Raw genomic sequence first — 14,794 nt, forward strand, 5'->3', positions numbered from 1 at the left:
TTATAAAATTACAACCCGACCATATCGTTCATAGCAATAATCGGCATCAAGGTGGCCTTATAAAATTACAACCCGACCATATCGTTCATAGCAATAATCGGCATCAAGGTGGCCACGACAATAAAAAGCACCAACCCTGCCATTAATACGATCATTAACGGGCCGAATATACCCAGTGCCACATTCACTTGGGCTTCAAAATCTTTATCTTGGTTATCCGCGGCACGAGAGAGCATGGGCTCAAGATCACCACTGCGTTCACCACTGGCAATCATGTGCAGCATCATGGGAGGAAATAAGCGCGACTGATCCAAAGCGACACGCAAACTGGCACCTTCCCGCACTTTATCCGCAGCTTCCAATACGCGCATGCGGACGTATTGATTACTCATCACTTGCGCGGCGACTTTCATCCCATCTAATAACGGGATGGCACTGGCCGTGCATATTGCCAAGGTACGCGCAAAACGGGATGTATTCAGGCCGCGAGCCACCCGGCCAATCACCGGTAAGGATAGTATTTTTTTATCCCACACTAAGCGTCGCTGCGTATCCTTAAGCAAGGCTCGGATACTGACACCGATAAGGATCAGTGCGCTCACCACCCAAATCCCCCAGTCGGTAATAAAATCACTGGCATTCAATAGAAATTGGGTGGATGCCGGCAGCGCCTGACCGGTTTGAACAAATTGGCCGACAATATCAGGCACCACGGTGGCCAGTAAAAAGGCGACAATCACCACCGAAAAGAAGGTGAGAATGGCGGGATACAACATGGCTTGTAACAGCGTGGACTGAATGCGCTGACGGTTCTCAACATAATCAGCCAAGCGTGATAATACGGTGGATAAATACCCCGCTTTTTCACCGGCAGCAATCATCGCTCGATAGAGTTCATTAAACACCTGTGGGTAATCGGCTAACGCATCAGCCAAGGTGTACCCTTCCATCACTCGCGCTCGAACACTGGTCATCATGCTGCCTATTCGCGGTTTTTCCGCTTGCTCTGCCACTGCTTTTAAGCACTCTTCAAGTGGCATAGAGGCATCGATTAAGGTCGCTAATTGGCGGGTGATCAACGACAGCTCTTGTGTACGAATACCGCGGTTTCGTTGACTGAACAGTGGCTGCGACGCCGATGCCTTTTGGTTGGCGCGTTGACGACGCGTTGCATTGACGTCGAGCGGGGTAAAGCCTTTGTCACGCAGCTGCTGACGCGCTTGTCGTGCAGTATCGGCTTCAATCACCCCTTTACGCTTACGCCCTCGCGCGTCTAACGCTTGATAGTCAAATGCGCCCATTAGCCCTCCTTGGTGACACGAATCACTTCTTCAAGGGTGGTTTGCCCTTGCAGCACTTTGGTTAGGCCGTCATAGCGAATACTCGGACTTTGCGCACGCACGGCTTCTTCTATCGCATGCTCGCCCGCATCATGATGGATCAGCGCTTGCACCTTCTCGTCGACTGTCAGCAATTCATGAATCCCGGTTCGGCCTCGGTAGCCCTTGTGGTGACAGTGTTCACAGCCATCCGCTTTATAGAGCGTGATCGCCTCGCCGGGGTTCGCCAAGCCTAGCTCGACAAATAACGGCTGCTGCGAGCTATCGGCTTGATAAGGGATACGGCACCGTGGACATAAGGTGCGGACCAAGCGCTGCGCCAGCACGCCGAGTAACGAGGAGGACAACAAGAAAGGCTCAATGCCCATATCACGTAAGCGTGTCACCGCGCCAATCGCCGTGTTGGTGTGCAGTGTCGACATCACTAAGTGACCGGTCAGTGAGGCTTGTACGGCGATTTGTGCGGTTTCTAAGTCTCGAATTTCACCCACCATCACCACGTCAGGATCTTGACGCAACATAGCGCGCAACCCTCGCGCAAAGGTCATATCGACTTTTGGATTGACTTGGGTCTGACCGATACCCGCCAGATCAAATTCGATCGGATCTTCCACGGTGAGGATATTGCGATCCTCACTGTTAATGGTTTGTAATCCAGCATACAAGGTCGTGGATTTCCCCGACCCAGTCGGACCGGTGACGAGCAAAATACCATGAGGTTTGTGAATCAGTGCGCGAAAATCTTGGTGCAAGCTGGGCACCATGCCCAACTGCGCGAGATCCAGTTGGACGGCGTTCTTATCCAGCAAACGCATGACGACACGTTCGCCGTGAGACGAGGGCATGGTCGACACCCGCACATCCACCGCTCGCCCACCAATACGGACCGAAATACGCCCATCTTGTGGGACCCGTTTTTCGGCAATATCCAGTTTTGCCATCACTTTGACGCGAGACACTAATAAGGGGGCCAACTTGCGGCTGGGGGATAGAACGTCACGCAGCACCCCGTCAACGCGAAAACGGATCGATAACGCATGCTCAAAGGTTTCGATATGAATGTCAGACGCGCTTTCTTTAATCGCTTCGCCTAACATGGCATTAATCAACTTAATGATCGGTGCATCGTCTTCCGATTCAAGCAAGTCTTCACTTTGCGGCAGCTCTTCGGCCAACGAGAAAAAGTCGTCGCTGTCAGCATCCGCACCAATGTCAGCCATTAGCTGTTGTGCATCGGCGCTGTCTCTTTGATAGAGGCGAGTCAGGTGGTGCTCAAAGTCAGCATCCGACACCCATTCGGGGGCGATATCCGTACCCAGAACACGTTGCACCTCCACCAAGGTCTGCGGTGTTACCGACGCTAAACACAATAAACGTGGGGTGTCGTTGTCGGTCAATACCACCACACCGTGACGACGCGCAAAGCCAAAGGGTAACTGCCAGGTTGTCACCGGTTCAGCCGCTAGCGCCGCAGCACGCTCACTCATCCTTCTAACTCCGCTTGTAGCATACGTACTTCGGCCGGCATCACCGCTTCGCTGTTGTAATCGGGCAGGACCGGTTTTTCGGCGTCAGGCATCAGCTTAACGCCATCTTGGGCGCGCAGTAATTGCTCGGCGCGGATATAGTTGTATTTGCGTTGGGTCACCCCGTCTGCAGTCAAACCGGTACGGATAACGGTCGGCTTAATAAACAGCATCAGGTTTTTCTTTTCGGTTTCGGTCGAGGTCGACTTAAACAAGTGCCCTAAAATGGGAATATCCCCCAACAGTGGCACCTTGGATTCACTTTCGACCGTTCGTTCGTCAATCAAGCCACTTAATACAATCATTTGTTGGTCACCGACCATCACTGATGTATTCAGTTGACGTTTACCAAAGCGCACATCCACCGCGCCACTGGCGCCAAGCACGTTCGAGACTTCTTGCTCAATATCGAGCAACACCGCGGAGCCTTCATTGATTTGCGGGGTGACTTTCAGCTTGATCCCCACATCTTTACGCTCAACGGTTTGGAAAGGGTTGTCGTTATTCGAGCCCGTTTGCGAGCCGGTGATCACAGGGACTTCTTCACCGACAATAAACGAGGCTTCTTGGTTATCGAGCACCATCAAATTGGGCGACGACAAAATATTCGACTCGTTTTTCGACGCCACCGCGGTCACCAAAGCGGTCCAATCGCCCATGACTACGCCGGCAGCCAAGCCATTTAATCCACCTAATACATTGTTTAATGCCGAGTAATCGCCCGACTCGGTAATCGGAACATTGTACGGAGTACCATCATCCCGATAGCGTACTTCAGTACGAGTAGTATCTTCCGCTGCTTTTTGTCCTGTGAGGTAACTAGTAACACCCACCCCTGCGTTATTAAACTGAATCCCGCCGTTTTCAAGCGATCCCCACTGTACGCCGAGGTTCGCCCCATCGGATTCCGACATTTCGACGATTAGCGCTTCAATCAACACTTGTGCGCGGCGAATATCGAGCTGAGAAATCACGCTCTCAAGGGTTTTTAAAATATCGGGGGGCGCGGTGATCACCAGCGAGTTAGTGCCTTGGTGCGAGGAAATTTGTACCGCTTGATCATTTACGCTCGGTTGGTTTTTCTTCTCTTTTTCTTTTAACAGATTATCGGAGACGCCTTGTAATACATCTACGACGTCTTCCGCTTTCGCATAGCGCAGATAAATCACCCGGCTGTTGCCGGTCGTCGCCATTTCTTGGTCGAGTTGTCGGATAAGTTCAATCACGCGCTCACGGACTTTGGGCTCGCCAGAAACCAACACCGCATTCAGGCGCTCGTCCGCAACAATACGTGGTTCTAAAAGCTCAGGGCGGGTGTTGGCGTTGTCTCGCTTATTGAGGGTGTCGACGATCCGTACCATTTCCGCGGCTGACGCGTGGTCAAGGCGGACCACTTCCACTTTTTTATCGCCTGCTTGATCGACACGCTGAATAATATCGGTGAGCCGATTCACCACCGCGGCACGACCGGTGATCATAATGACATTGGCAGGATCATAGTGCACCACGTTCCCTGCCCCCGCATTATTGATCAGCTGACGCAACAAAGGGGATAGCTCGCGCACCGAGACATTTTTTACGGCAATCACGCGCGTCACGACTTCGTCACCGACCACGTTATCGCCTTCTCCAACCACGGGAACGGGCGAGGTTTTCGCATCTTTGTCGCGAACAACTTTAACAATCCCATTTTCCATCTCAACCACCGCAAAGCCATACACTTCGAGCACGTTAAGGAAAAATTGGTAGTACTGTTCATCGTCTAACGTATTGTAACTGCGTACATTAATGGTGCCGCGTACCGAGGGATCAACGATAATGGTTTTCTCGAGGTTGCGCCCTACAATTTCGATAAACTCTTGAATGTTCGTGCCTTTAAACGAGGCACTAAATTCTGCCGCTCCCGCCGGTAGGCYAGAGAAAAGCAGACTTGCGGCCATCAGATAGGGGATCAGTCGTTGCTTTACGTTCACGTCACACTCCTAAAGCCGCACGGGGCGGTTGTGGTAATTTATAGTTGAATCGAAATGTCATGTTGCTGCCCTTGTCGCTCGACTACTAAATCAAGCGTGCCCTGTTGTTGAATGCGATTGAGAATATCGGGAAGCGCCACCGAACGGCTCAGTGTTAGACCGTTAATAGCGACGGCGATATCACCCGGCTGTAACCCCGATTGCTCAAATAACACCGGATTTTTTCCTGGTGTAAGACGAAAACCTTTTAACTGTTTGGCATCGCCGACCTGCGCTAACTGGACATAATCAAATAACCGCTGAGGATTGCTGGCAAGCTGTCGCGCTAAGTCGGCAGGCCAGTCAGGGCTGGTCTGCCTTGAGATTGGCGTCGGCTTTGGGGGCGTATAGTTACCCTCAGAAGAAGAGAACACGGTTTGCGGTGTACTGTCGGCCTCCACACCCGGCATCAACAAGGCTTCACGACGCGTGCCTTGACGAAGGATAACGCGATCGGACAAGACTTGATCGACACTGACCTGGGTACCTTTAACTTGCTCACCCACACCATAGGTTGCTTGTTGACCACCGTTAGCAATCACCGCTAATGCCCGAGCAGGCTGATCGGAAGCCACCACGCCGACTAAAGTAAGCTGTAAACGGGTCTCAGGCACTTGGCTAACCGACTGCTGGCGCTGTTGCGCGGAAGCTTGGAATCGACCAAATAACTGGGCATTAATCGCGGGCGCCAATGAAAAGGCCCCCTTACTGGCGACTTGGCTCGTCACAACCTGACTACTCGACGGCAAGATAGGTGCCGCGGGAGGCGTGTAGACATGCCACACCAGCCGCCCAATAAGCCAAGCCAGTAAAAGTACTAGCCCACCGTTTAGGCACAGCAGTACCCGACCGCGTGTCAGTGCAGACATCGAGATTGTTCGTTGAGGGCTTCCTGCCTGGATCATCCTTTTAAAACCAATTAATGACACCACATGCCTATTGATGGCCTTTTTCGCCATTAGATTCCACGATTAGATTACGAAAAGCTGGACATACTAGCAAAAACACATTGTGATCTTGAGACTTTTTCATTTATAGCGTGTTTATTTTACCGAAGTCGCAGCGATGACGGGAGGATGAGCGCTGATGCTGTGATACTGCTCTAAAGTAAATTTTATGCTAATGTCGCCGATCCAGATTGCGCAGGAGTTGAGGGATGAAAAAAAGCAAATCAGCACCTTTGACAGCGGTCAGGTTAGATAAATGGCTGTGGGCCGCTCGCTTTTATAAAACACGCTCTATTGCTCGCAATATGATCGATGGGGGCAAGGTGCACTACAATGGTCAACGTGCCAAGCCAAGCAGAATGGTCGAGGTTGGGGCTGAAATACGCTTGCGCCAAGGCCATGATGAAAGAACCATCGCTGTTTTAGCGTTATCGGAGCAACGTCAAGGCGCGCCGATCGCGCAAACCTTGTATCAAGAAACCGACACGAGCCTAAAGAAACGTGAGCACGAGACGGAAATGCGTCGCTTAAATGCCCATAATCCACGTCCCGATGGACGACCGGATAAAAAGCAACGCCGAGATATTCGTAAGTTTAAACAAGGCATAGACTAAGGCCGCAAGTCGCGCCATTGCCGGAGAGAGATTGCATGTCAAACGATCAATTACACCGTTACCTATTCGAAGATGTGTCTGTGCGTGGTGAGCTAGTCAAGCTCGACGAAACCTATCAACGCATCCTGGAGAATCAAAATTTTCCAGCCCCGGTGAATGCTTTACTGGGTGAAATGTTGGCCGCCACCAGCCTGCTTACCGCAACACTCAAATTTAATGGCTCGATCACGGTGCAATTGCAGGGAGATGGTCCTGTGTCGCTGGCGGTCATTAATGGTGATCACCATCAGCAACTGCGCGGCACCGCGCGGGTGAAAGGTGACGTCAAAGAGGATGCGACCTTGCCAGAAATGATGGGCAAGGGCCAACTGGTCATTACCATTGAGCCTGTCGATGGCGAGCGCTATCAAGGCATTGTTGGCTTAGAGTCGGATCATTTACAAGGTTGCTTGGAAGATTACTTCGCACGCTCAGAGCAGTTAATGACCCGTCTTTGGTTACGCACGGGAGAGGTTGACGGCAAGCCGCATGCGGCCGGTATGATGTTGCAAGTGTTGCCTGACGATAAAGGCGACGAAGGCGACTTTGATCACCTTGCCCAGCTGACTGAAACGATTAAAAATGATGAACTTTTCAGCCTCAGCGCCAAAGATGTCTTATACCGTCTGTACCATCAAGAGAAAGTCACCCTGTATCCGGCACAAGATGTGGTGTTTAAATGCAGTTGCTCCCGTGAACGCAGTGCCGGTGCTATTGCCGCGATTGAGCGCAGTGAAGTCGACAAAATGGTCGCGGAAATGGGTACGATCCATTTGCACTGTGATTACTGTGGCACTGACTATGCGTTCGATAGCGTTGATGTGGCGGCAATTTTTGAGCAAAACGCCAGCTCCTCCTCTCAAATGCAATAACCACGTGCTACATTTTTAGCGCTTCGAAGTAAATAAGCTTGACCAAGCTCAAAAGCCAGCACAACGCTGGCTTTTTTCTTATTCCTTCCCGACTTAACTCACATTTTTCTGCGCGTTATTTTTGTACAAACAATAATAGGTCTTTGGGTAGCGCAAACGTTTAACTAAGCGTTACCATGTCTATGGCATGGCAGCTGGTGGTCCGTACCCTACAATCACAATAACCCCAGTCTGTCGTCATCTATGGAGTCAGTTCCTGAATCTATATTTCAGGTTGCTAGCACAAAGACAGTTAACACCATCTTACCTCAAGGAGCACCTATGACTGTCCTGAACGTCGAATCTGAGGTCGCTGACATCGATCTTTCCCGTTATGGTCTGGAAAATGTCAAAGAAGTCATCCGTAACCCCTCATATGAGCAGTTGTTCGAAGAAGAAACCAAACCTGGGCTGGAAGGCTACGAGAAAGGCGTAGTGACCGAACTCGGCGCGGTGTCGGTAGACACGGGTATTTTTACCGGCCGTTCTCCCAAAGATAAGTACATTGTTCGTGATGACACCACGCGCGATACCCTGTGGTGGTCGGATCAAGGCAAAAACGATAATAAACCGATCGATCAAGCGGTATGGAATGATCTCAAGGCACTGGTCACACAACAACTCTCTAATAAACGCCTGTTTGTCGTTGATGGCTATTGCGGTGCCAACCCCAACACACGATTACGTATTCGCGTGATCACCGAAGTGGCTTGGCAGGCGCACTTCGTCAAAAATATGTTTATTCGTCCAACCGAGGAAGAGCTTAAAGATTTCGAGCCCGACTTTGTGGTGATGAATGGTGCCAAATGCGTGAACAACCAATGGCGTGAACACGGCCTAAACTCAGAAAACTTTACCGTTTTCAACCTCACCGAACGGATGCAGCTTATTGGCGGTACTTGGTATGGCGGTGAAATGAAAAAAGGCATGTTCGCGATGATGAACTACTTCTTGCCGTTGCAAGATGTCGCATCGATGCATTGCTCCGCCAACATGGGCAAAGATGGCGACGTTGCCATCTTCTTCGGGCTATCTGGAACCGGGAAAACCACACTCTCCACCGATCCTAAGCGCCAGCTTATCGGTGACGATGAACATGGTTGGGACGATCAGGGCGTCTTTAACTTTGAAGGGGGCTGCTATGCCAAAACCATCAAGTTATCTAAAGAGGCTGAGCCAGATATCTATAACGCCATCCGCCGTGATGCGTTATTAGAAAACGTCACCGTCCGTGGCGACGGCCGCATCGATTTTGACGATAATTCGAAGACAGAAAACACCCGCGTGTCATACCCCATTTATCATATCGATAATATTGTGAAGCCGGTCTCAAAAGGCGGCCATGCCAACAAGGTGATTTTCTTGTCTGCGGATGCATTCGGCATACTTCCACCGGTGTCTAAATTGACGCCTGAACAAACCAAGTACCATTTCTTATCTGGTTTTACCGCGAAGTTAGCAGGTACCGAGCGCGGCATTACTGAACCCACACCTGCTTTCTCAGCGGCCTTTGGCGCGGCATTTTTGACCTTGCACCCCACCAAGTATGCGGAAGTATTGGTCAAGCGCATGGAGGCGGCAGGGACTGAAGCCTATCTGGTCAATACAGGCTGGAATGGCTCAGGCAAGCGGATATCCATCAAAGATACTCGCGCGATCATCGACGCGATTTTAGACGGCTCGATCGAAAAAGCCGACACCAAGGTAATTCCAATCTTTAATTTAGAAGTTCCTGTCTCGCTAGACGAAGTGAGCGACGGCATTCTTGACCCGCGTGATACCTATGTTGACCCGCTGCAATGGGAAAGCAAAGCGAAAGACCTGGCCACACGCTTTATCGATAACTTCGATAAATACACAGATACCGAAGAAGGCGCAGCCTTGGTCGCTGCAGGTCCACAGTTAGACTAACCCCTAGCCCCATATTGCTGATGCGATATGGGGCGCTATTCCTCAGGGCGACTGGTTGACTGGTTGACTGGTTGAAGTTTGGCAACTTTTGCGCCAATCTTACTGCTACTCGTTGCCTGATAGGATTCATTCATGCGCATCCTGGCCAAACTCTTTGCCAGCTTTTTTATCCTAATCATAATCTCACTGTCAGTGATTTTCGTGTTGCTCCATACGCGACACGCCACCCAGGTTTTCACTGCCCTTATCACCCCTATACTGCCAGGCACCTTAACGGCAGAACAAGTGGACTATCACTGGCAACGCCCGCTTCACCTCACTCTGACGCAACCGAATTACCAATATGGCCATCAACACTGGCAGGCCAATACGGCGCGTGTACAGTTCTCTGTCGAACGATGGTCTCACCTGCAATGGGTAAGGATTGACGGTCTAAGCCTTGACCTAACCGATCGGGCCATAACGTCTCTCGATATGCTACCGGCGACGCTTACCATTGGTCGTGTCCTTTTTAATGATCTTTCCCTGCAAGGACAAGGCTGGCAAGCGCAGCAAGTCAGCGCTCAGCTCGATGATTGGCACAAAGGACAAGCCCCCTTAGGATCAGTTCGCGGCCGCGCGCAATGGGAGGCCAAACAAGTCGACTGGCATGGGCTACAAGCCTCCCGACTTTTAGTCGATGCCACACCAACGCCTAACGGTTGGCAATTCCTCGGCGTGTCTTTTGAGTGGCAAGGTGCCGCGATCAGCGCCCAAGGCCATTGGCAGCCAGGTGCGCTCGCCTTAACCCAGTTAACCCTGAGCGATGTCATTATCGACGGGGAAGACACGTATCAACGCGTGTCCAACGCCTTATTGCAATGGCCCCACACAACCACGTTAACCATCGACCGCACTGATATTCGCCAACTCAGTGCCGAAACCGAACAGTTTTCGGTGAATGGCCTCACCTTATCGGCCGAGCACATCACCATTGCGCCAAAGACGCCTTGGTGGCAACAGCCTAAGCTACGTGCATCATTCAACGCTGACTATATCCGCTGGCACACGCAGACTTGGGATCAACCGCTTGGGGATATTGAACGTCACGGCGAAAGCTGGGTGATCAATCAGTTAACCAGTCAATGGCAAGAAGGATTTGTCGGGCTGTCCGGACACTTTTCTAAGCGTCATTGGCAGATTGATAAGCTACAAGCTAACAACCTGACACTCAGTCACGCAATGCTTTCCCCACTGATGGCGGCACTCCCGGAGTGGCCAGAGACACTATTCATTGACGACTTATCACTGAAACATAATCAATGGCTGGCCTTATCGCCGCAGTTTCCTATCAAAATCAGTGGCATTGATGTTAATGGACGCGCATTGCAGCTATCCCCGTTCAAACAATGGCGCTTAACCGATGGCAGTTTGACCGCCAGCGCAAGCCACGCCAGCATCAATCAGCATTGGCTGGCTGAGCCCTATTTGCGCCTCGATGCCGTTCAAGGGAAATTAACCCTCCAGCAGCTATTACTGGGCTTCCCTGATGGCCAACTGGCTGTATCGGGCGCCTGGGATTTAAGCGCCCCCAGTCAACCATGGTCACTGCTTGTGGATGGGTTACAAATTCCGCTCTCTGTTTATCAAGACTGGTTTGATTGGCCCCTACCCCTAACAGGGTTTCATGATATTGAGGCAAAGTGGTCAGGGCTGGCAGCGGATCGAGAAAGCTTCAATGTGGGGCTCAATGGCGAGATGGATATCACCTTCTTAGATGCAAAAACCCATGCAGACCCAGACACAAATTGGGCCACACAAATAAGCGCTTGGCTGCAACCGCCAAGCCCCAAGAAGGACAAACAACAGACTTTCCCGTTTGAGACTTTATCCATTGATGCTGATCGCGGCCAACTGACCGGCGCACTGCAAGGCGAGACACGCTTATCCATCCAGTGGCCGATTTATCGCACGGACGCCCCACGCATTCGTTAGCGTAACAAGGCCAACTGAGGGGCAGGTTGTGCGGTAGCGCCATCATCCGAGGGGAGCAGGACATAGGTGCCGGTAAACACACCGGCTTTTTCATCACCACTGAAAAAATCGACTTCTAACGTCACACGGGCACGGCGTCCGTTTTCTAATCGATCGAGCTCGCCACTAAGGTTATCGAGTGACACACTCGCCCGAGGCCGCTCTGCAACCGGACGACGGTAGCGAATATGGCTATCCGCTAGGACAATATCCGCGCTGAGTTGGCGCTCTTTCATCAATAGCCATACCATGCCCCAACCGGTTAACGTCGCAAGGCTGAAAATACTGCCCGCAAACATGGTTTGGCGAGGGTTTAAATTGGCGTTTAAATTGGCGCTCACTTCAAAGCTGTAGCCAGTGAACTGGCTAATTTTGACCCCCATTTTGTCGCTAATCGGAATGTGTGCTTGCCAACGCTGCTGAAGCTCGGTGCACCACTCGGGACGGCGAACCACATCCGATAACGGATCCAAGGGTTTAACCATCTGCTGATGACGTATCGGTCCTCGCTCGTCACTCAGATCGCCCTGACGGAGGAAATCGTGTTGCGCATAAAAGCTCACCGCCTCTTCACGCGCACTGCACACCAGACGTTTAGCGCCCTCTTCCCGCGCCAACGACTCTAACGCCATGAGCACTAAGGCCCCTAAACCACGATTACGATAATCTGGTGACACCGCCATATATCGGATTTGGCCGTCATTGTCTGGGGTTAAGTACAAGCGTCCAATCGCGACCGGCGCGTCATCACTGTCTACGATCATACGATGGCACGCATTAACATCATACGCATCGCGCTCTGAACCACGCGGCGCATGCCATGGTTCTCTTAACATCCGATAACGAAAATCATAATAACGCGCTAGCTCTTGCTCTGTGCGCGGGGTAACGATTCTAAACATGCCTGTCTCTCCTTGTGAGGCGCGTGGTTATACCTGAAGCCAGAAAGTCACAGGACCATCATTAACGAGGCTGACTTTCATGTCAGCGGCGAATTGACCCGTTTGCGTTTTTAACCCTGCACGCTGGCAATCCTGACAAAATACCGTGTACAAACGTTCTGCTTCATCAGGCGATGCCCCCGAGAAGCTCGGACGCATTCCCTTTTTTGTGTCGGCAGCCAGGGTAAACTGCGATATCACCAACAATTCACCGCCGTGCTGCGACACATTGAGATTCATTTTGCCATTATCGTCTTCAAACACACGATAACCTCTGACTTTATGCGCCAGTTTCGCGGCATCCGCATCGGTATCGCCCTTTTCGACGCCCAGAAGCACCACCAGCCCTTTCACTATCGTACCGAGGATCTCACCGTCGACAGTGACATTGGCTTCACTCACGCGTTGAATTAGGGCAATCATAAGGCGCCTCCGCTTGATTGATTAAAGGATGGGATGGTTCAGCCAAACCGGCTGACTGATTGTTAACCGCTGGCGAGGTGCCACTTGGCCACCAAGTCTCCGACTCTCTTAAAGTCGCGGTAACTTGTGCGCCGAATAATACAATACACCAGCTAAAATACACCCACACAAACAGAATGGGCACCACGGCCAGGGCGCCGTAAATTAATTGATACGAGGGAAAGTGGGCAACATATAGCGCGAATACTTTTTTACTTAGCTCAAATAACACACTCGCCACAGCCGCACCGACCAAGGCATGGCGAAGGCGCACGCGAGTATTGGGTACCAGGGTATATAATCCCATAAAGGTGAGCGTGGTTAAAAGAAAAGGCAGGATTCGGAGTAAGGTGGTAAACAAATCATTCGCCAGCCCTGTCTGTAATAACGACAAAGACGTTAAGTAAGAGCTCAGCGCGATGCTAGTACCAATCAAAATAGGCCCTAACGTGAGCACCATCCAATAGATTGAGAACGCAATCATCATCGGCCGTTTGGTCTGAATTTTAAACGTGTGGTTCAAACTTTTGTCGATCGCCGAGATCAGCATAATCGCGACCACAAACAAAAAACTGACCCCAACAGCGGTCATCTTACCGGCGTTAGCAACAAATTGGTTGAGATAACGTGCCACCACCTCACCGGCGGCGGGAACAAAATTATTGATCACAAATGTTTGTAAGGTATCACCCACTYGAGAAAATCCCGGGAAACTCGAAAAAGCAGACAACACGACAGTGACTAAGGGGACCAAAGAAAGCAACGTGACATACGCCATATAACCGGCACTCACCGTGAGCCTGTCTTCGCCCATACGCTGCCACAAATGCGTGAGCATCGCTTTCAACCAATTACGGCTGTCACGCCACGTTTTCTGATTTAGCGTCCCAATTATGCGCATCCTTCCACCTTTATCTTGTGCCGTTTTACGCGTAATGAGTGTACATGATTTGCTTCTCGCTCGCTGCGATCAAAAAAAGGCACCTAACGGTGCCTTTAATCTTGGGACAGAATCTGGTGACTCAGTCACATGATGATATAACGCGATTAACCTTTACGGCCAGCGCGCTTGCGGTCTGTCTCAGTCAACAGCTTTTTACGAATACGGATGCTTTCTGGCGTAACTTCAACCAGCTCATCGTCATCAATAAACTCAAGCGCTTGCTCCAAGGTATACTTGATCGCCGGGCTCAGTACCTGCGCCTCATCGGTACCCGAGGCACGCACGTTAGTCAATTGCTTACCTTTCAAGCAGTTAACCGTCAAGTCATTGGCGCGGTTATGAATACCGATAACTTGACCTTCGTACACTTCATCACCGTGTTCAGCAAACAAGCGACCGCGGCCTTGTAGGTTAAACAAGGCATAAGTCAGTGCCTTACCTGCAGCGTTAGAGATCAATACACCATTGACACGCTGACCAATATCACCGCCTTTATACTTACCGTAATGGTCAAAGGTATGATAAATCAGGCCCGAACCAGAGGTCAGGGTTAAGAACTCGGTTTGGAAACCAATCAAGCCCCGTGATGGCATCACAAAGTCCATGCGTACACGGCCTTTACCATCTGGGAGCATGTTGCTCAACTCGCCTTTACGCAGACCGATGCTTTCCATGATGCCACCTTGGTGCTCTTCGAGTACGTCAATGGTCACGGTTTCAAACGGTTCAAATTTCTCACCGTTTTCTTCTTTGATGATCACTTCAGGGCGAGAGACGGCAAGCTCAAAGCCTTCGCGACGCATATTCTCGATAAGGATCGACAAGTGCAATTCGCCACGACCTGATACACGGAATTTATCCGGGTTCTCGGTCTCTTCAACACGCAGCGCCACGTTGTGGACCAGCTCTTTTTGCAAACGCTCAAGGATATTACGTGACGTCACGTACTTACCTTCTAGGCCGGCGAACGGCGAGGTGTTGACTTGGAACGTCATGGTCACGGTTGGCTCATCAACGGTCAGTGCGGGGAGCGCTTCAACGTTGCTTGGATCACAGATAGTGTCTGAAATCTTAAGTTCGCCCAGACCCGTAATAGCAATAATGTCACCCGCTGAGGCTTCATCGACATCAGTAC

Annotated in this window: 11 protein-coding genes and 1 pseudogene; 4 read left to right on the forward strand and 8 right to left on the reverse strand. The window is 51.0% G+C overall.

From position 1 onward, the window contains the following. Positions 1-65: 65 nt before the first annotated feature. The 4 genes from gspF to gspC all read right to left on the reverse strand — a co-directional run bounded on the left by gspF (position 66) and on the right by gspC (position 5,747). On the reverse strand, positions 66-1,301 hold the full coding sequence (gspF, locus tag BZG79_RS04520) for a type II secretion system inner membrane protein GspF (protein WP_077679348.1): 1,236 nt from the start codon (positions 1,299-1,301) through the stop codon (positions 66-68). After that, positions 1,301-2,827 carry a type II secretion system ATPase GspE gene (gene gspE, locus BZG79_RS04525; RefSeq protein WP_077773814.1) on the reverse strand — a complete coding sequence of 509 codons (1,527 nt, stop codon included), beginning with the start codon at positions 2,825-2,827 and terminating at the stop codon, positions 1,301-1,303. Before gspE ends, gspF begins: the two co-directional genes overlap by 1 nt. Continuing rightward, positions 2,824-4,806 carry a type II secretion system secretin GspD gene (gene gspD, locus BZG79_RS04530; protein WP_077773819.1) on the reverse strand — a complete coding sequence of 661 codons (1,983 nt, stop codon included), beginning with the start codon at positions 4,804-4,806 and terminating at the stop codon, positions 2,824-2,826. The genes gspE and gspD overlap by 4 nt, the downstream gene beginning before the upstream one ends. Before the next feature lie 71 nt (positions 4,807-4,877). Then, on the reverse strand, positions 4,878-5,747 hold the full coding sequence (gene gspC / locus BZG79_RS04535) for a type II secretion system protein GspC (protein WP_199877543.1): 870 nt from the start codon (positions 5,745-5,747) through the stop codon (positions 4,878-4,880). A 287-nt stretch (positions 5,748-6,034) separates the two neighbouring features. Between gspC and hslR the strand changes: the two genes are divergently transcribed. From hslR to BZG79_RS04555, 4 genes are all read left to right on the forward strand, one after another. Beyond that, positions 6,035-6,439 (forward strand): ribosome-associated heat shock protein Hsp15, encoded by a 405-nt coding sequence (gene hslR, locus BZG79_RS04540; RefSeq protein WP_021022570.1) that lies wholly within the window; start codon positions 6,035-6,037, stop codon positions 6,437-6,439. A 35-nt stretch (positions 6,440-6,474) separates the two neighbouring features. Continuing rightward, entirely contained in the window at positions 6,475-7,350 is an 876-nt protein-coding gene (gene hslO / locus BZG79_RS04545) for an Hsp33 family molecular chaperone HslO (RefSeq protein WP_021022571.1), read from the forward strand. Between the two features lie 321 nt (positions 7,351-7,671). Then, the gene (gene pckA, locus BZG79_RS04550; RefSeq protein WP_021022572.1) at positions 7,672-9,300 is read left to right on the forward strand and encodes a phosphoenolpyruvate carboxykinase (ATP); all 1,629 of its coding nucleotides are present in this window, start codon (positions 7,672-7,674) and stop codon (positions 9,298-9,300) included. 132 nt (positions 9,301-9,432) lie between these two features. Continuing rightward, positions 9,433-11,274: an AsmA family protein gene (locus BZG79_RS04555; RefSeq protein WP_077773816.1), complete on the forward strand. Its 1,842-nt coding sequence runs from the start codon at positions 9,433-9,435 to the stop codon at positions 11,272-11,274. Here BZG79_RS04555 and BZG79_RS04560 read toward each other — a convergent pair. The 4 genes and pseudogenes from BZG79_RS04560 to BZG79_RS04575 form a co-directional block, all read right to left on the reverse strand. After that, complete coding sequence (locus BZG79_RS04560; RefSeq protein WP_021022574.1) at positions 11,271-12,215, reverse strand: bifunctional GNAT family N-acetyltransferase/hotdog fold thioesterase; 945 nt, start codon at positions 12,213-12,215, stop codon at positions 11,271-11,273. The genes BZG79_RS04555 and BZG79_RS04560 overlap by 4 nt on opposite strands. Positions 12,216-12,242: 27 nt before the next feature. Next, on the reverse strand, positions 12,243-12,677 hold the full coding sequence (dtd, locus tag BZG79_RS04565; RefSeq protein WP_077773817.1) for a D-aminoacyl-tRNA deacylase: 435 nt from the start codon (positions 12,675-12,677) through the stop codon (positions 12,243-12,245). After that, on the reverse strand, positions 12,649-13,617 hold the full coding sequence (locus BZG79_RS04570) for a virulence factor BrkB family protein (RefSeq protein ID WP_077773818.1): 969 nt from the start codon (positions 13,615-13,617) through the stop codon (positions 12,649-12,651). The genes dtd and BZG79_RS04570 overlap by 29 nt, the downstream gene beginning before the upstream one ends. 146 nt (positions 13,618-13,763) lie before the next feature. Further along, positions 13,764-14,794 (reverse strand): annotated as a pseudogene (locus BZG79_RS04575) (translational GTPase TypA); the annotation flags it as partial.

Origin of the sequence: Salinivibrio sp. MA427 (genome assembly GCF_001996115.1) — a bacterium.
Taxonomy (GTDB): Bacteria; Pseudomonadota; Gammaproteobacteria; order Enterobacterales; family Vibrionaceae; genus Salinivibrio; species Salinivibrio costicola.

What these genes read in the sequence shown, in the direction of transcription:
- gspF (WP_077679348.1), bottom strand. Translation starts at nt 1,301, where the DNA reads ATGGGCGCATTTGACTATCAAGCGTTAGACGCGCGAGGGCGTAAGCGT.
- gspE (WP_077773814.1), bottom strand. Translation starts at nt 2,827, where the DNA reads ATGAGTGAGCGTGCTGCGGCGCTAGCGGCTGAACCGGTGACAACCTGG.
- gspC (WP_199877543.1), bottom strand. Translation starts at nt 5,747, where the DNA reads ATGTCTGCACTGACACGCGGTCGGGTACTGCTGTGCCTAAACGGTGGG.
- hslR (WP_021022570.1), top strand. Translation starts at nt 6,035, where the DNA reads ATGAAAAAAAGCAAATCAGCACCTTTGACAGCGGTCAGGTTAGATAAA.
- hslO (WP_021022571.1), top strand. Translation starts at nt 6,475, where the DNA reads ATGTCAAACGATCAATTACACCGTTACCTATTCGAAGATGTGTCTGTG.
- pckA (WP_021022572.1), top strand. Translation starts at nt 7,672, where the DNA reads ATGACTGTCCTGAACGTCGAATCTGAGGTCGCTGACATCGATCTTTCC.
- BZG79_RS04555 (WP_077773816.1), top strand. Translation starts at nt 9,433, where the DNA reads ATGCGCATCCTGGCCAAACTCTTTGCCAGCTTTTTTATCCTAATCATA.
- BZG79_RS04560 (WP_021022574.1), bottom strand. Translation starts at nt 12,215, where the DNA reads ATGTTTAGAATCGTTACCCCGCGCACAGAGCAAGAGCTAGCGCGTTAT.
- dtd (WP_077773817.1), bottom strand. Translation starts at nt 12,677, where the DNA reads ATGATTGCCCTAATTCAACGCGTGAGTGAAGCCAATGTCACTGTCGAC.